The sequence below is a fragment of the Nostocoides sp. genome (assembly GCF_037045025.1).
In the GTDB taxonomy this organism is placed as follows: domain Bacteria; phylum Actinomycetota; class Actinomycetes; order Actinomycetales; family Dermatophilaceae; genus Nostocoides_A.
On record NZ_JBAOHM010000003.1, the window covers coordinates 52,707 to 68,708 of the forward strand.

Annotated in this window: 15 protein-coding genes; 11 read left to right on the top strand and 4 right to left on the bottom strand. The window is 70.4% G+C overall.

Annotated features, from left to right (window positions below):
• Positions 1 to 34: 34 nt before the first annotated feature.
• Together V9G19_RS00380 and V9G19_RS00385 are read right to left on the bottom strand one after the other, a co-directional pair.
• On the bottom strand, positions 35 to 664 hold the full coding sequence (locus V9G19_RS00380; protein ID WP_462283518.1) for a hypothetical protein: 630 nt from the start codon (positions 662 to 664) through the stop codon (positions 35 to 37).
• The gene (locus V9G19_RS00385) at positions 661 to 1,722 is read right to left on the bottom strand and encodes a glycosyltransferase (RefSeq protein WP_462283519.1); all 1,062 of its coding nucleotides are present in this window, start codon (positions 1,720 to 1,722) and stop codon (positions 661 to 663) included. The genes V9G19_RS00380 and V9G19_RS00385 overlap by 4 nt, the downstream gene beginning before the upstream one ends.
• A gap of 111 nt (positions 1,723 to 1,833) precedes the next feature.
• On the opposite strand from V9G19_RS00385, the gene V9G19_RS00390 reads away from it, so the two are divergent.
• Genes V9G19_RS00390 through V9G19_RS00405 form a run of 4 tightly spaced genes read left to right on the top strand, consistent with a single transcriptional unit; the run spans position 1,834 to position 5,942 of the window.
• Positions 1,834 to 3,096 (top strand): nucleotide sugar dehydrogenase, encoded by a 1,263-nt coding sequence (locus V9G19_RS00390; protein ID WP_462283520.1) that lies wholly within the window; start codon positions 1,834 to 1,836, stop codon positions 3,094 to 3,096.
• Positions 3,093 to 3,989: an ABC transporter permease gene (locus V9G19_RS00395; RefSeq protein WP_462283521.1), complete on the top strand. Its 897-nt coding sequence runs from the start codon at positions 3,093 to 3,095 to the stop codon at positions 3,987 to 3,989. The genes V9G19_RS00390 and V9G19_RS00395 overlap by 4 nt, the downstream gene beginning before the upstream one ends.
• The gene (locus V9G19_RS00400; RefSeq protein ID WP_462283522.1) at positions 3,976 to 4,836 is read left to right on the top strand and encodes an ABC transporter ATP-binding protein; all 861 of its coding nucleotides are present in this window, start codon (positions 3,976 to 3,978) and stop codon (positions 4,834 to 4,836) included. Before V9G19_RS00395 ends, V9G19_RS00400 begins: the two co-directional genes overlap by 14 nt.
• Before the next feature lie 2 nt (positions 4,837 to 4,838).
• Entirely contained in the window at positions 4,839 to 5,942 is a 1,104-nt protein-coding gene (locus V9G19_RS00405) for a glycosyltransferase (protein ID WP_462283523.1), read from the top strand.
• Between the two features lie 41 nt (positions 5,943 to 5,983).
• Here V9G19_RS00405 and V9G19_RS00410 read toward each other — a convergent pair whose 3' ends face one another.
• Entirely contained in the window at positions 5,984 to 8,329 is a 2,346-nt protein-coding gene (locus tag V9G19_RS00410) for an FtsX-like permease family protein (protein WP_462283524.1), read from the bottom strand.
• Between the two features lie 2 nt (positions 8,330 to 8,331).
• Complete coding sequence (locus tag V9G19_RS00415; RefSeq protein ID WP_462283525.1) at positions 8,332 to 9,099, bottom strand: ABC transporter ATP-binding protein; 768 nt, start codon at positions 9,097 to 9,099, stop codon at positions 8,332 to 8,334.
• Between the two features lie 323 nt (positions 9,100 to 9,422).
• On the opposite strand from V9G19_RS00415, the gene tilS reads away from it, so the two are divergent.
• The 7 genes from tilS (at position 9,423) to V9G19_RS00450 (ending at position 16,000) form a co-directional block, all read left to right on the top strand.
• A complete protein-coding gene (tilS, locus tag V9G19_RS00420) occupies positions 9,423 to 10,400 on the top strand; it encodes a tRNA lysidine(34) synthetase TilS (RefSeq protein WP_462283526.1) in 978 nt (325 codons plus the stop codon).
• A gap of 4 nt (positions 10,401 to 10,404) precedes the next feature.
• On the top strand, positions 10,405 to 10,956 hold the full coding sequence (hpt, locus tag V9G19_RS00425; RefSeq protein WP_462283527.1) for a hypoxanthine phosphoribosyltransferase: 552 nt from the start codon (positions 10,405 to 10,407) through the stop codon (positions 10,954 to 10,956).
• Positions 10,957 to 11,124: 168 nt separating this feature from the next.
• Entirely contained in the window at positions 11,125 to 13,224 is a 2,100-nt protein-coding gene (gene ftsH / locus V9G19_RS00430) for an ATP-dependent zinc metalloprotease FtsH (protein ID WP_462283528.1), read from the top strand.
• Positions 13,225 to 13,226: 2 nt separating this feature from the next.
• Positions 13,227 to 13,802, top strand: coding sequence for a GTP cyclohydrolase I FolE (gene folE / locus V9G19_RS00435; RefSeq protein WP_462283529.1), 576 nt, complete (start codon positions 13,227 to 13,229; stop codon positions 13,800 to 13,802).
• Positions 13,803 to 13,816: 14 nt separating this feature from the next.
• On the top strand, positions 13,817 to 14,623 hold the full coding sequence (gene folP, locus V9G19_RS00440; protein ID WP_462283873.1) for a dihydropteroate synthase: 807 nt from the start codon (positions 13,817 to 13,819) through the stop codon (positions 14,621 to 14,623).
• On the top strand, positions 14,620 to 15,540 hold the full coding sequence (folK, locus tag V9G19_RS00445; protein ID WP_462283530.1) for a 2-amino-4-hydroxy-6-hydroxymethyldihydropteridine diphosphokinase: 921 nt from the start codon (positions 14,620 to 14,622) through the stop codon (positions 15,538 to 15,540). Before folP ends, folK begins: the two co-directional genes overlap by 4 nt.
• Positions 15,527 to 16,000 carry a DUF3180 domain-containing protein gene (locus V9G19_RS00450; RefSeq protein ID WP_462283531.1) on the top strand — a complete coding sequence of 158 codons (474 nt, stop codon included), beginning with the start codon at positions 15,527 to 15,529 and terminating at the stop codon, positions 15,998 to 16,000. Before folK ends, V9G19_RS00450 begins: the two co-directional genes overlap by 14 nt.
• Positions 16,001 to 16,002 lie beyond the last annotated feature (2 nt).

Below are 16,002 nucleotides of genomic sequence, written 5' to 3' on the forward strand. Positions count from 1 at the left end.
CAGTTTTGCCCCAGCCCGGGAACAGGAACGCGGATCAGATCGTGCGCGCCTCCCACGGCCGATAGGTCTCCAGCACCTCCAGCAGGCGGCGGCCGCCGGGCTCGAGGGTGCCGTCGTCCTGCACGCCGACGATCGTCCAGGCGCGATAGCGGGCGAGCATCATCGCCAGGCGCTCGGCGACATACTCCGGCCACGGCCGCTCGAAGTCCCAGTCGGCGGCCGGCACGACGAGTTCCACCGGGTAGCCATAGGCGCGGACGGCCGCGAACTCGGGCACCGACAGCAGGAAGACCGGCCGGAAACCGCGGGTGCGTTCCTGCAGGATGCTGACCTCACGCAGCACATGCGCCACCCGCGCGGCATCGAGCAGGACCGCGTCGATGACGATGATCGGCAGCCGCTCCACCTCGGCCATCCCCCGCAGCGGCCGGCCGGCGTGCAGGAAGACGACCGGAACCGCGCCGTCCCACGCGAAAACCCGGGTGGCGATGTCGACCAGCGTCCGGTTTCCCTGCACGGCGCCGAAGGTGCGGTCGGTGGCCGCCAGCAACCGCGGCGAGTTGCGGATCGTGCGCGCCGTCGCCTGCAGCCAGCCCGGCGCCCCGCCCGAGGATGCCCCACCCGAAGCCGGTGCACCACTCGATGGCTCCCGCCGGCGGATCACGCGCCCATCACCGCCACCAGCCGCCCCGCGGCCTCGGCCGCGCCATTGCCCGGATCGGCCCCCACCGCCGCGGCCGCCATATCGCTCCCGTGCTCCAACAGCGTCCAGATGGCCGCACTCGCCGCATCGACGCTGACGTGGTCGAGGCGCACCGCCCAGCCCTGGTCGGCGGCATACCGCGACCGGGCGTCCTGGTCGTCCAGGGCGGTGTCACGGTTGGGCACGAACGCCGTCGGTATCCCGAGCCGCAGCAGCTCGTGGAAGGAGTTATAACCCGCTGCCGCGAAGACCACGTCGAACGCCGAATAGCAGGGCGCCAGCGGATAGGCGCGCACGGCGTGGACATCCCCGCCGACCGCCTCGCGGGCGATGTCCACCTGGGTCACGGCCACCCCACATCCGGTATGCCGCAGCGCCGCCGCCGCCGCTCCGACGTCGCCGCTGGTGTCGTTGATATTGCCCGCGCCCAACGAGATCAGCCCGATCCTGCCCTGCGCCGGAAGCCCAAGCCGGGCGCGGGCCTCCTCCCGCGGCAGCAGATCGCCCGGGTCGGCCAGGGTCACCGGCCCGACCCGATAAGCCAGAGCCGAAGCCGCGGCACCCTCGTCATAGGGCGCGGCGAGATCGCCCGGCTCGATCACCTCATCGAACCAGGAGGCCTTGGCGAGTTGGTCGGCGCTGCGGCCCGGTTTCCACATCCCGCGCCGCGACCACACCCACCGCGTGCCCGGGTGAGCCGCGCGGACGACGTCCATCCCGGCATACGGATGTGTTCCGTCGAAGACGACCAGGTCGGGGCCGACCCGGCCGACGATCTCCTCCAGCCGCTCCTGAAAGAGCGGTTGCCAGGACGAGTTCGCCATCCCCACGGCGCCCGCGGACGGGAGGTACTCGTAGCGGTAGCCGTATTGGGAGACGACCGGGACCGCTTGCGACATCGCCAGCACATAGCGCCGCACGGGCGGGGGGAGGCGGACGGCATACGCGAGCAGGCGGGTCAGGTGGCCCATCCCGGCACCATTGCTCGACATGAGCATCACGAGGGGGCTTGCGGTCATGGTGCGGGCATCCTCCCACGGGCGGGGATAGACTGACCGACGCTCCGGACGCCTCGGCGAGCCGGAGCCCGTGGTTCCCCCGCCCCTGCCCGCTCCTGAGGAGTCGCCGCAATGTCCGTCGACGTTGCCATCGTTGGTCTTGGCTATGTCGGCCTGCCGCTCGCGCAAGAAGCCGCCCGCGTCGGGTTGACGGTGCTCGGCTTTGACATCGGCCAGCGGGTGGTCGACGGCCTCACCGCCGGCACCTCCCATGTCGATGACCTCTCCGACGCCGACATCGCCGAGATGCTCGCCGCCGGATTCGCGGCCACCACCGACGCCAGCCGCCTCACCGAGGCCAAGGCGATCGTCATTTGCGTGCCGACCCCGCTGTCCGCGGACGGTGGCCCCGACCTGGGCCCGGTCGTCTCCGCGGTCAACACCATCCGCGACAACCTCCGGCCGGGGATGCTCGTCATCCTGGAGTCGACGACCTATCCCGGCACCACCGACGAGGTCGTCCGCCCCATCCTCGAAGAGACCGGCCTGGTCGCCGGCACCGACTTCCACCTCGCCTTCTCGCCCGAGCGGATCGACCCGGGCAACGAGAAATTCGGGGCCAAGAACACCCCCAAGGTCGTGGGCGGCCACACCGAGGCCTGTGGCGATGCGGCCGCGGCCTTCTATGGGCAGTTCGTCGACACCGTCGTGCGCGCCAAGGGCACCCGCGAGGCCGAGACCGCCAAGCTGCTGGAAAACACCTACCGGCACATCAACATCGCGCTCGTCAACGAGATGGCCCGGTTCTGCCATGACCTGGGCATCGACCTGTGGGATGTCATCGCCGCCGCCAAGACCAAGCCGTTCGGCTTCCAGGCGTTCTATCCCGGCCCCGGCGTCGGCGGGCACTGCATCCCGATCGACCCCAACTACCTCTCCCACAACGTCCGCGCCCGGCTGGGCTACCCCTTCCGGTTCGTCGAGCTGGCCCAGGAGATCAACGCGACGATGCCGGCCTACGTCGTCCAGCGCGCGCAGAACCTGCTCAACGAGGACAGCAAGCCGCTGCGCGGCTCGACCGTGTTGCTGCTCGGGGTGACCTACAAGCCCAATATCGCCGACCAGCGCGAGTCGCCGGCCGTTCCGCTGGCGCGCCAACTCGCCGACAAGGGCGCCGACGTCGCCTACCACGACCCGCACGTGCACGACTGGAGCGCGCTCGGCGACCGGGCCCGGCGCGTCGACGACCTCGAGCAGGCCGTCCGCGAGGCCGACCTGGTGATCCTCGTGCAGAACCACAAGGACTACGACGTCGATGCGCTCGCCGCCGGGTCGCAGCGGTTCTTCGACACCCGCGGTGTTGCCACCGAGAGCGAGAAGGTCGCCCGCCTGTGACGGATACCCCGCCCGGGGTGGGCCTGCCCCAGGCGCTTTCCCCGGAACAGGCCACCGCCCTCGCGAAGGCCCACGGCCTCAAACCCTTGGGCGCCCGCCCGCCGTTCGTCGACTACTGCCGCCAGCTGTGGCGGCGCCGCTCCTTCGTCTGGACTCTGTCCAGCGCCGAGGCCGAGGAGAAGACCTCCCAGGACCGGCTCGGCATCCTGTGGACGGTGCTCAACCCGATTCTGTTGATCATCAGCTACTTCCTGATCTTTGGGCTGCTGATGAACACCCGGCACGACTCCAGCAACTTCATCGGCTTCTTGACCATCGGCGTGATCATCTACGGCTTCAGCTCGGCGGCGATGACCCGGGGGACCAAGGCGATCGTCGGCAACACCAGCCTGGTGCGCGCGCTGCGCTTCCCGCGCGCCATCTTGCCGCTGTCCACGACCTTGACCGAGGGCCTGATGACCGCGCCCGCGCTCATCGTGCTCATCGCGCTCATGCTGTTTACCCACGAGCCGCTCACCTGGCATTGGCTACTTCTTCCGGTGGCGCTGGCGCTGCAGACCCTGATTCTCGCCGGCCTGGTCATGATGGGCGCCCGGCTGCTCAACATCTCCCGCGACCTGGGCAATCTCATTCCGGTGATGATCCGGCTGCTGCGCTATGTCTCCGGCGTCTTCTTCAGCATCCAACACCGCACCCGTAACCACGAGATCATCTCGGCAATCCTCGAGTTCCAACCCTTTGCCTTGCCGATCACCCTGGTGCGCCAATGCCTGATGAAGGAATATCCCCTGGTGTGGTCCTATTGGGGGATCGCGGCATTGTGGGCGATCGGCTTGTTCGTCGCCGGGCTCTGGCTCTTTTGGGTCGACGAGGCGAAGTATGGCCGCGGCTGAGCGTCCCGGCGACCCGGCCGACGCGCCAGGACCGGCGGTGATCGTCTCCCACCTCGATGTCACCTACCGGGTCCAGGGATCGAAGCGGGTGGGCGCGCTGACCCCCGAGGATGAGGAGGAGTCGCTGTTCAAGAGCCTCCTTAGCCGCAGCAAGGAGATGAGCACGATCCAGAGCGTCGAGGCGGTCAAGGACGTGAGCTTCGTCGCCTATCACGGCGAGTCGATCGGCATCATCGGGCGCAATGGGTCGGGCAAGTCGACGCTGCTGCGTGCCATCGCCGGTCTCATCCCGCCGTCACGGGGCCAGGTCTGGGTATCCGGCGAGCCGACGCTGCTCGGTGTCAACGCCGTGCTCATGAGCAAGCTGTCCGGCGCCCGCAATATCTTCATCGGTGGCCAGGCGCAGGGTCTTAGCCGCAGCGAGGTCGCCACGAGGTTCGAGGACATCGTCGAGTTCTCCGGCATCGGCGAAGCCGTCAATCGGCCGATGTCGACCTATTCCTCCGGGCAGGCGGCCCGGCTCCGGTTCGCGATCTCGACCGCCACGACCCCGGACATCCTGATGATTGACGAAGCCCTGGCAACGGGAGACGCGCACTTCAAGGAGCGCAGTGCCGAGCGCGTCCAGCAGATCCGGCAGGAGGCCTCGACGGTCTTCCTTGTCTCCCACTCCAACGCCACTGTCAGGGACATGTGCGACCGGGCGTTGTGGATGGACAAGGGCGTGCTGATCGCCGACGGGCCGGTGGAGGAGGTCGTCGCGGCATACGAGGCGACGCTGCCCAAGAAGAAGACCCCGCCCAAGCCCAAGCCGAAACCGGCGCCCAATCCGGCCCCGGAGGCGTGAGCGTGCCGAGCATCCTCGTCGTCACGATCGTGCACGATCCCGAGGACTCCCGCATCCGGCACCGGCAGATCCCCGCGCTGCTCGCCGACGGCTGGCAGGTCACGTATGCCGCTCCCTTCGCCGCCTATGACCGTCCCGGGCCGCTGCTGCCCGGGTTGCGCACCGTGGACCTGCCGCGGGCGGTCGGCCGCGACCGGGTGCCCGCCGGGAAGGCGGCACGGGCGCTGATCGCGGCCGAGGCGCCGCGGCACGACCTGGTGCTGGTCCACGACCCCGAGTTGCTCGCGGCGGTGACCGGATTGGGCCTCGCCAACCTGGTCTGGGATGTCCACGAGGATCCGGCGGCGGCGCTGGTGGCCAAGGACTGGCTACCCCGGCCGCTTCGGGGGCTGATCGGCTGGGGGTGGCGCCGCGCGGAGCGGGTGGCGGAGCGTTCCCACCGGCTGTTGCTCGCCGAATACGCGTATCAGGAGCGGTTCGAGCGCCCCCACCCGGTGGTGCCCAACACCGTGTTGGTGCCCGATCTCGTGCCGCCGCCGGGAACCGCCCGGGTGGTCTATCTCGGGACCGTGACGATGGCGCGGGGCGCCCGCGAGATGGTCGAGGTCGCCCGGCTGCTGGCCGCGGCGACCGATGCGGCCTGCCGGGTGGAGGTCATCGGTGCCGCCCGAGACGAGGAGTCGGCGCGCCTGCTGGAAGCGGCGTCGGGGCAGGATCTGCTGACATGGCACGGCTTCCAGCCCGCCAGCGTGGCGCTGGACCTGCTGCCCGGCGCCGTTGCCGGCCTGTCCCTGCTGCACGACCTGCCGAACTACCGCCACTCCCGGCCGACCAAGATCATCGAGTATTTCGCCCACGGGGTCCCGGTGATCACCACGCCGCTGCCGGTCGCCGTAGAACTCGTGGAGTCGGCCGGCGCGGGTCTCGTCGTCCCGTTCCGCGACCCCGACGCGGCCGCGGCGGCCATCGTGGAGCTGCGCGCCGACCCCGACCGGGCCGCGCGCCTCGGCGCGGCCGGGCACGCGGCGGCCAAGGCGGCATACGACTGGGGCAGCGCGGGCGCGGAGTTCACTGCCACACTGCGCGGCTTCCTCAGGGAGGGCTGACCAACCCCACGAAATACCCCAGACATGCCCGGCAGCGGTGATCACGCCAGCAGCTCGGTGGGCTGGATGCGCCGCAGCCGCCGGGCGGCAACCAGCAGGCACAGCAGGGCGCAGCCGACGATCCCCAGGCCGAGCACGATCACATCAGCGGGCGTCACGACGAAGCCGACGCGCACCATACCGAGGCCGCGCAGCAGCAGCGACAGCAGCGGGTTCATCGCCACCACACCCGCCGCGATCCCGAGCGCCGCGCCGGCGAGGATCGCCGGCAGCACCGCCGTCAGTGTCTGCGCCGTCAGGTCGCGGCTGGTGAACCCGAGCGCCGTCCGCACCCCCAGGGCGCGGCGCTCGGCGGCGATCAGCGTGTCGATCACCAAGCCGATCACCAAGAAGAGCACGACGATCGTCAGAGCGACGATGATCAGCGCGAGGATCTTGATCATCGTCAAGAAGACGGAGAGCTGGCTGTCCATGCTGCTGCGCTGGTCGATCACCGCGGCGACCTGCTGCCCGACCGCCTGTTCGATCCGCCGGACGGCGGCGCCGCTGTCCGCGGGCTGGTCGAGGTAGACCGCGATCGAGACCGGCAGGGTGTCCGGGGCGATCCGGTCGAACCCGGGAGAGGTCATATCGACCGTGCGCCCGGTGTAGCGGGCCGACTGGGTCAATCCGGTGATCAGATAGGAGGCCGTCTGCCCGCGCGTGGACACCTCGATGCTGTCGCCGATCGTCTTGCCGAGGGCGCCGGCAAGGGCGCCGCCGACCGCGACCTCCTCGCCGTCGCGGGGCTCTCGGCCGGCATACAGGCCGACATTGCGCAGACCGGCGAAGTCGGCGACCTTGAGCTGCACGGTGAGGTCGCCGACGGTGGCGTTGCGGTAGTCCACGAACGCCGCGGTGCGCACCCCGGGCACATCCTGGATCCGGGCGAGCTGGGCGCGGCCGTCATCGCCGCGCGGCAGCAGGACGACGACGTCCTCCATCTCGCCGATGACCAGGTCCCGGAAGGCCTGCGGGTCCTGCACCGCGTTGCGGTTCAACCCGGCCGCGAAGACGCCGGCGAAGCTGACCAGCCCGACCACGGTCGCGACGAGCAGCGAGCGCGGGATCGCCTGCAGCAGCGCCTTGACACCGAGCACGAGGTCGACCGGGCCCCGGGAGGCCGCCAACGGCAGGTGGTTGCGCCGGAAGTTGTGCGTGGCCAGCCCGCCACGCAGGGCGTCGACCGGGGCGATGCGGCGCACCCGCCGGGCCGACAGCGCGGAGACGACGAGCACGACGCCGACGAGCAGGAGCAGCGTGAGCGCGGCCGCGAGCGGGCTGAACCGGGGCTGCCAGGGCACCCCGCTCTGCGCGGCGAGGCTGCCCGCGAAGACCGGCAGTACGGCATACGAGAGCCCGATGCCGGCCACGGCCGCGGCGGACGCGACCGCGACATAGGGGGCGGCGAAGCCGCGGATGACCTGTCCCGAGGTGTAGCCCATCGCCTTCAGCGTCCCGATCCCCGGCAACTCCTCGACGGCGGTGGTGCGCAGCAGGAACCGGATGACCGCCCACACGACGAGCGCGATGACCATGGCGAACGCGGTGAACAACGCGGCATACAAGCTGGAGCTGACCGTTCCGGTGGTGACCAGGTCCGGCAGCGACAAAGTGATCACCCGGGAGGGTTGCTGCCCGGCGGCGTCGTCGATGCTCGCGAGCTGGGCATTGGCCTGGGTATAGACCGCCTGGATGTCCGCGGCGTCGGCGAGCCCGACCTGGATCAACCATCCCGGGGAGGTGCCACCGGCGGCGAGCTGGGCCGCGAACTGGTCGTGGTGCATGCCGATGCCGACCGCCCCGAGCGAGACCGAGCCGAGCATCGGATATTCCACAAACCCCTGGATCCGGTATGCCGTCCCGCCGGTTGGGCCGCCGACCGTCACCGAGTCGCCGATGCGGTAGTCGCCGCCCGCTTCAAAGCGGTAGGGCAGGTAGACGCCGTTCGTGATGGCCGGGGTGGCCTGGTCGAGGACGCGCCAGCGGCCGAGGGTCGCGGCGTGGTCGATGTCGGTGTAGACGACGAGCGTCGAGGTCGTGCCGCCGCCCATTCGCAGTTGCGCGGTGCGCCAGCCGACGGCCGTCGTCGTGACCTGTGCGACCCGATCGTCACGGCCGAGCCCGTCAGCCAGCTGCGTGGCCGCCGACCGATCGGCGATCAGCAGGGCGAGGTCGGGGGTGTCCAGGGCGCGAGCCCGCTCGCGGGTGTTCTCGGCATACTGCCTGCCGCTGAGGATCGCGATGTCGAGCAGCAGCGCGGCGACGAGGACAAGAAGAAAGAGCGCGACGAACCGTCCCCGGTGCTTGCGGGTCGCCCGCCGCACGAGAATCGCGGTGACGGCCATGGTCACCACCCCATCTCGGTGAGGAAGCCGCGCAGCCGGGTCAGCCGGTCGTCGGTGTCCCCGGCGGCGAGGTCGTATGCCGCCAGCGGCAGATCGCCGTGAATCGTCCCGTCGCGCAGATAGAGGATCCGCTCGCCGCGCAGGGCCGAGCGCAGGTCGTGGGTGACCATGACGACGGTCTGGCCGCCCTGGCTGGCCCGGGTGAGCTGGTCGAGGACGGCCTGGCCGCTCGTGGAGTTCAGCTGCCCGGTGGGCTCGTCGGCGAACAGGACGTCCGGGTCGTTGACGAGCGCCCGGACGAGCGCAACCCGCTGATTCTCCCCACCGGAAAGCATGCTCGGAAACTTCTCCAGCAGCACCGGGTCGAGGTCGACCGAGGCGGCCAGGTCGCGCGCCTTCGCGACCAGCGCGCGGCGGTCGCGGCGGCGGCGCAGCAGCCCGACGGCGAGGATATTGTCGAGCGCGCTCATTGAGTCCAACAGGTGGATCTGCTGGAAGACGAAGCCGCAGTGCTCCCGTCGAAAGAGCGCCAACTGGTCCTGGGACAGGCCCGACAGTGGCGTGCCGGCGAAGGTGATCTCTCCGAGGGTCGGGCGGTCCATGCCGGAGACCTGGTAGAGCAGCGTGGACTTGCCCGCCCCCGACGGGCCCATGATGACAGTGAATTCCCCGGCGGCGAGGTGCAGGTCGAGGTTCTTCAGGACGTGTTGCTGCACGCCCTGGTTGGAGAAGGTCCGAGACAGCTTCTCGGTGGTGATGATGCTGGGCATCGGTGCTCCTGGATGCGCTGTGGATCGGCCGGTGACTTGTCGTTCACGCTAGGAGCGGCGCAGCGGGCAGTCCTTAACGAAGTCCTAAATCGGTGCGAAGCTTCGCCACTCGGACCCCTTAGGCCTAACGAATCCGCCGTCCGCGGATGAGTTGCGCGGGCCCTCGAGGCCCGCGTCTTCGGGCAGGCATCCGTGGCAGGGGATGCCTCTCCGGAAGAGGTCTCGCAACTGCGAGCCTGGCTGCACGTTCCACCCCAGCCGGAGCCGACGCCAGGAAGCCCGGAGTGAGCCACCCAGGTCACGGCGCGGCATAGGGTCGGCCCATGCGCGAGCCGGCGAGCATGGCGTGCCGGGCCGCGGTGCGCGAGGCGCTCGCCGATCTGCCCGCGGGCAGCCAGGTGCTTATCGCCTGCTCCGGCGGACCGGACTCGCTCGCGCTCGCGGCCGCCACGGCCTGGGTGGCCGAGCGGCGCGGCGTCAGCGCGGGAGCGGTCTGCGTTGATCACCGGCTTCAGGACGGGTCATGGGAGGTGGCGAGGCGTGCGGCTGAAGACTGCCGAAGGCTTGGCCTAGGTCCGGTCCAGATCGTCTCGGTCGATGTGCCGGTCGGCACCGGCGACGGACCCGAGGCCGCCGCCCGCGGCGCCCGGTATGCCGCCCTCGGCGCCGCCGCGGCCGACCTCGGCGCCGCGGCCATCCTGCTCGGCCACACCCGCGACGACCAGGCCGAGCAGGTCCTGCTCGGCCTGATCCGCGGCGCCGGCGTCCGCTCCCTTGCCGGTATGCCGCCGGCCCGCGGCCTGCTGCGCCGCCCCTTCCTGAGGCTCTCCCGGGCCGACACCGCGGCCAGCTGCGCCGAACTGGGACTGACCCCGTGGAACGACCCGCACAACGCCGACGACCGCTTTGCGCGGGTGCGCGTGCGGCGCCTGCTCGCCGACCTCACCGAGCGGGTCGATCCGGCCATCGGCGCCGCCCTGGCCCGCACCGCCGCCCTGGCGCGCGTCGACGCCGACTACCTCGATGCCCAGGCGGGCGAAGCGCTGGAGCGGCTGGGCGCGCCCCCCTGGCCGGTCCCGGCCCTCGCCGCCCTGGAACCAGCCATCCGCGGGCGGGTCTGGCGGGCCGGGCTGATCGCGGCCGGTGCCCCGGCCGGTGGGCTGGCCCTGCGGCATACCGACGCCTGCGACCGGCTGTTGACCCGCTGGCGGGGGCAGGGAGCGATCGCCATCCCCGGTGGCCTCAGTGTCCACCGACGCGATGGCCAGGTGGTCATCACCCCCCGGCCTGCGGTTGACTGATCCCGTGGACGCCGCGCACATGGGTGCCGATCTGGAGAAGGTCCTGATCACCGAGACGGAGATCCTTGCTCGCCTGGACGAACTCGCCGCCGAGATCTGGGCCGAATACGAGGGCAAGGACCTCCTGCTCGTCGGGATCCTCAAGGGTGCCGTCATGGTCATGGCCGACCTGCTGCGGGCGATGCCCGGCAGTGCCCCGATGGACTGGATGGCGGTCAGCTCCTATGGGTCGGGCACGAAGTCATCCGGTGTCGTGCGCATCCTCAAAGACCTCGACACCGACATCACCGGCCGGCACGTGCTGATCGTCGAGGACATCATCGACTCCGGGCTGACCCTGTCCTGGATCCGGGCCAACCTGAAGTCACGGGGACCGGCCAGCGTCGAGATCTGCGCCCTGTTGCGCAAACCCGAGGCGGCCAAGGTCGAGATCGACTGCCGCTGGGTCGGCTTCGAGATACCCAACGACTTCGTCGTCGGTTATGGCCTCGACTACGCCGAGGCCTACCGCAACCTGCGCGTCATCGGAACCCTCGCGCCGCACGTCTACTCCTAAGGCCCGAAACGCCGCGGAACAACCGGGCCCTCGTCGCGCGTTGCTGCCTTCGGACGGCGTCAGCCGGTTGTCACCACATCGGTGTAGCGTCGTCCCCCAACCGTCCGCCGCCAGGCGGTGATGCCACGACCCGACAAGGAGTGGGCCCCCTCTCGGCCAGCCGAATCGATGAATGCCAAGCGACTTTTCCGCAACCCCTTGTTGTGGGTCATGGCCATGCTCACGCTCATGGTCGTCCTGTTCTCCTTCAACGGCGACGGCGGCTTTGCCCGGATCGATACCTCGGCGGCTGAGCAGCTGATTTCGGAGCAAAAGGTCGCCTCGGCCCGCTTCACCAGCGACAACGTTCTCGACCTGACGCTCAAGGACGGGCAGAAATACTCCGGCGACGGCGTCAAGGACGCGACCAAGGTGCGCACCGAGTTCATCGACGCCCGCGCCGAGGCCCTGGTCACCCTGGTCAACGACAACGTCCCCGACAACTACAACGACAAGATCGAGCACCCGAGCGTGCTCGGGTCGTTGCTGTTCTCGCTGCTGCCGCTGATCATCTTGATCGGGCTGTTCTGGTTCATGATGAGCCAGATGCAAGGCGGCGGCTCCCGCGTCATGCAGTTCGGCAAATCCCGCGCCAAGCTCGCCTCCAAGGACACCCCCAAGGTCACCTTTGCCGACGTCGCCGGGGTCGATGAGGCCGTCGAGGAATTGCAGGAGATCAAGGAGTTCCTCGCCGAGCCCGCGAAGTTCCTCGCCGTCGGCGCCAAGATCCCCAAGGGCGTGTTGCTGTATGGCCCGCCCGGCACCGGTAAGACCCTGCTCGCCCGGGCCGTCGCCGGCGAGGCGGGCGTGCCGTTCTATTCGATCTCCGGCTCGGACTTCGTCGAGATGTTCGTTGGTGTCGGTGCCTCTCGGGTGCGTGACCTGTTCGAGCAGGCCAAGGCCAACGCCCCGGCGATCGTCTTCGTCGACGAAATCGACGCCGTGGGCCGCCACCGCGGCGCCGGCCTCGGCGGCGGTCACGACGAGCGCGAGCAGACGCTCAACCAGTTGCTGGTCGAGATGGACGGCTTCGACGTCAAGACCAACGTGATCCTGATCGCCGCCACCAACCGGCCCGACATCCTCGACCCGGCGCTGCTGCGCCCGGGCCGCTTCGACCGGCAGATCGCCGTCGAGGCGCCCGACATGATCGGCCGCCACCGCATCCTCGAGGTGCACGCCCAGGGCAAGCCGATGGCCCCCGGGGTCGACCTGCTCGCCGTGGCGCGCCGCACCCCCGGGTTCACCGGCGCCGACCTGGCCAATGTCCTCAACGAGGCGGCCCTGCTCACCGCCCGCTCCTCCGGTCACCTGATCACCGACGCCACCCTCGATGAGGCGATCGACCGGGTGATGGCCGGTCCGCAAAAGCGCACCCGGATCATGAGCGCCAAGGAACGCAAGATCACGGCATACCACGAAGGCGGTCACGCCCTGGTCGCCGCGGCGATGAACCACACCGACCCGGTCAACAAGATCACCATCCTGCCTCGCGGCCGGGCTCTCGGCTACACGATGGTGTTGCCGAGCGACGACAAATACAGCACCACCCGCAACGAGATCCTCGACCAGCTCGCCTATGCCCTCGGCGGCCGGGTCGCCGAGGAGATCATCTTCCACGACCCCACCACCGGCGCCGCCAACGACATCGAGAAGGCCACGGCGATGGCCCGCAAGATGGTCACCGAATACGGCATGTCCGAGCGGGTCGGCGCGATCAAGCTCGGCCAGTCCCAGGGCGAGGTCTTCCTCGGCCGCGACTACGGCCACCAGCGCGACTACTCCGAGCACGTCGCCGGCATCGTCGATGAGGAGGTGCGCCGCCTGATCGAGGCCGCCCACGACGAGGCGTGGCACGCACTCAACGACAACCGCGAGATCCTCGACAACCTCGTCCTGGAACTGCTGGAGCGGGAAACCCTCAACCACAAGGACATCGCCGAGGTCTTCAAGCACGTTCGCAAGCGCCCGGAACGCGCGACCTGGCTGTCGGCCGAGCACCGGCTGCTCTCCGACAAGCCGCCGGTGCTGACGGCGGCCGAGCAGGCCGCACTCAACGGCTCCGGTGCGCCCGCCGGTGCGGTCCCCAACCCGGGCGACCGCTCCACCGAGGCCGCCATCGACCGGGCGGCCGAGGTCGGCGCCTCGCCCTATGCCCAGGACGCTCCCGTCACCCAGGTGATCGAGACCCCCGAGGGCGCGCCGGTCGACCCCGACGGCCACGCCTGAGCATGGGCGCGGTCGATCAGGCGCGCATCGAGGCGGCCGTCCGCGAGATCCTCGCCGCCATCGGCGAGGACCCCGACCGGGAAGGCCTGCGGGAGACCCCGGCCCGGGTCGGCCGGGCCTATGCCGAGGCCTTCGCGGGCCTGCACTCCGACCCGGCCGAGGTGCTGGCGACCAAGTTCGACGTCGACCACCAGGAGCTGGTCATCGTCCGGGACATCGCGATGTACAGCACCTGCGAGCATCACCTGCTGCCCTTCCACGGGGTCGCTCATATCGGCTACCTCCCCCGTGGCGGCAAGGTCACCGGCCTGTCCAAACTCGCCCGGCTGGTCGACGTCTATGCCCGCCGGCCCCAAGTCCAAGAACGGATGACCGGGCAGATCGCCGACGCCCTCGTCGAACACCTCCAGGTCCTCGGCGCCATCGTCGTCATCGAGGCCGAGCACCTGTGCATGTCGATGCGCGGGGTCCGCAAGCCCGGGGCCCGCACGATCACCTCCGCGGTCCGCGGATCGCTCGCCAAGAACGCCTCCACCCGGTCCGAGGCGATGTCGCTGCTGGTCAGCGGGGATCGGTGACCAGCCCGCTGGTCATGGGCGTGGTCAACGTGACGCCCGATTCCTTCTCCGACGGCGGCGTTTGGTTCGACCCGGAGGCGGCGATCGCCCACGGCCTGCGGTTGTGGGAGCAGGGCGCGGACATCATCGACGTCGGCGGCGAGTCCACCCGTCCGGGTGCCCTGCGCCCCGATGAGCCCGAGGAGATGCGCCGCATCCTGCGGGTCGTCGCCGAGTTGGCCGGCGCGGAAGTTGTCGTCTCGATCGACACGATGCGGGCCGCGGTCGCGCAGGCGGCGGTCGCGTCGGGGGCCAGAATCGTCAACGACGTCTCCGGCGCGCTGGGAGATCCGGCCATGGCCGAGGTGGTTGCGGCCGCCGGCGTCGACTTCGTGGCCATGCACTGGCGCGGGCACAGCGTGGACATGCAGTCCCGCGCGCACTACGACGACGTCGTCGCGGACGTATGCCGCGAACTCGCCGCCCGCGTCGCCGCGCTCACCGCCGCCGGTGTTGCGCCGGAGCGGATCATCCTCGATCCAGGGCTCGGGTTTGCCAAACTTCCCGAGCACAACTGGGCGCTGCTGCGTGCGCTGCCCGACCTCGTCGCGACCGGCCACCGGGTGCTCGTCGGCTCCTCCCGCAAGCGCTTCCTCGGGCTGGCCGGCCGCGACGAGCAGACCATCCGGCCCGCCGATGCCCGCGACATCGCCACGGCGGTCACCAGCGCCTATGCCGCTGACGCCGGCGTGTGGGGGGTCCGCGTGCACGACGTGGTGGCGACCCGGGACGCCCTCGCTGTCCGCCGCGCATGGCGCGGCGAATCCGAGGACGGGCGATGAGCGCGACCGGCGACACAATCACCCTCACCGGGCTGCGTGGCCGGGGTTTCCACGGGGTTTTCGACCATGAGAAACGCGACGGCCAGGACTTCCTCGTCGACATCGTTCTCGAGGTCGACCTCCGCGCCGCCGGCGCGTCCGACACGCTGGCCGACACCGTCGACTACGGCACGCTGGCCGAGCTGGCGATGGCGCGGATCACCGGCCCGGCATACGACCTGATCGAGGCTCTCGCCGAGGCGATCGCGACGGACGCGGCCGGGCTTGCCGGGGTGCGCCGGGTCGAGGTCACGGTGCACAAGCCGGGCGCACCGATCGCCCACGACTTCGCCGATGTCGCGGTGCGCGTCGCGCGGGCGCCGGCGAGCGCCTTTGTCGTCGCGCTCGGGAGCAACCTCGGCGACCGGGTCGCCACGATGGAGAGCGCTGTCCGCGCCCTGGCCGCCGAGCCCGGAGTGACCCTGACCCGCATCTCTCGGCTCGTGGAGACCGATCCCGTCGGTGGCCCGGAGCAGGCCGACTACCTCAACGCGGTCGTCGTCGGCTCGACCGCGCTGGCCCCCGCCGAGTTGCTGGCCGCCCTGCACCGGATCGAAGCCCGCCACGGGCGGATCCGCGCAGTCCGCTGGGGGGAGCGCACGCTCGACCTCGACCTGATCCAGTTCGGCACGCCCGGCACCCCCACCGAAGGCCGCGCCGAGGACCCGGCGCTGACCCTGCCGCACCCCCGCGCCCACGAACGGGCCTTCGTCCTGCTCCCGTGGCTGGACGCCGACCCCGCGGCGCGGCTTCGCGTCGGCGCGAACGTGGTGGCGCTGGCGCGGCATACGCAATCGATCGATCCCACCGGCGTGCGCCCGGGACCGGTCTGGTCGGGAGCGGTCTGGACGGCAGGAGGCCACGATGGGGACGCGTGACAGCGGCCTGCGGTGGCGGGTGCCGGTCGTGTTCGCGGTGTTCATCGCCATCTTGTCCGCGTTGTTGACCAAGCGCTGGATCGACGCGGGCAACTTCCCGGCGCGGGTCCCGTGGCTGACCGTCGCCCTGCTGGTCGCGATCAGCGGGCTGGTGTTGTGGTTCGGCTCGGCGGTGCGCGCCTATCAGCGCGGTCTGAAGGCCGAACTCAGTCCGATCCGGGCGGCCCGCACGCTCGCGCTCGCCCAGGCCGCCGCGCTGACCGGTGCCGCCCTGGTCGGCTTCTATGCCGGTCAGGTGGTCGCGCTGTTGCCCGACCGTGATCTGAACGCGGTCTCGGGCCTGCTGTGGCGGTTCGCGATCGGCATCGGTGCCGGGCTGCTCGTGCTGGGCTGCGGCATGCTGGCCCAAAGCTGGTGCCGCATCCCGCCACCCACGGACGAGCCTCCCCGAGAAGGCTGACC

Coding starts and splice junctions, on each gene's coding strand:
- V9G19_RS00400 (WP_462283522.1), top strand. CDS start 3,976: ATGGCCGCGGCTGAGCGTCCCGGCGACCCGGCCGACGCGCCAGGACCG.
- folP (WP_462283873.1), top strand. CDS start 13,817: ATGGGCGTGGTCAACGTGACGCCCGATTCCTTCTCCGACGGCGGCGTT.
- ftsH (WP_462283528.1), top strand. CDS start 11,125: ATGAATGCCAAGCGACTTTTCCGCAACCCCTTGTTGTGGGTCATGGCC.
- V9G19_RS00385 (WP_462283519.1), bottom strand. CDS start 1,722: ATGACCGCAAGCCCCCTCGTGATGCTCATGTCGAGCAATGGTGCCGGG.
- V9G19_RS00450 (WP_462283531.1), top strand. CDS start 15,527: ATGGGGACGCGTGACAGCGGCCTGCGGTGGCGGGTGCCGGTCGTGTTC.
- folK (WP_462283530.1), top strand. CDS start 14,620: ATGAGCGCGACCGGCGACACAATCACCCTCACCGGGCTGCGTGGCCGG.
- V9G19_RS00415 (WP_462283525.1), bottom strand. CDS start 9,099: ATGCCCAGCATCATCACCACCGAGAAGCTGTCTCGGACCTTCTCCAAC.
- folE (WP_462283529.1), top strand. CDS start 13,227: ATGGGCGCGGTCGATCAGGCGCGCATCGAGGCGGCCGTCCGCGAGATC.
- tilS (WP_462283526.1), top strand. CDS start 9,423: ATGCGCGAGCCGGCGAGCATGGCGTGCCGGGCCGCGGTGCGCGAGGCG.
- V9G19_RS00390 (WP_462283520.1), top strand. CDS start 1,834: ATGTCCGTCGACGTTGCCATCGTTGGTCTTGGCTATGTCGGCCTGCCG.
- V9G19_RS00410 (WP_462283524.1), bottom strand. CDS start 8,329: ATGGCCGTCACCGCGATTCTCGTGCGGCGGGCGACCCGCAAGCACCGG.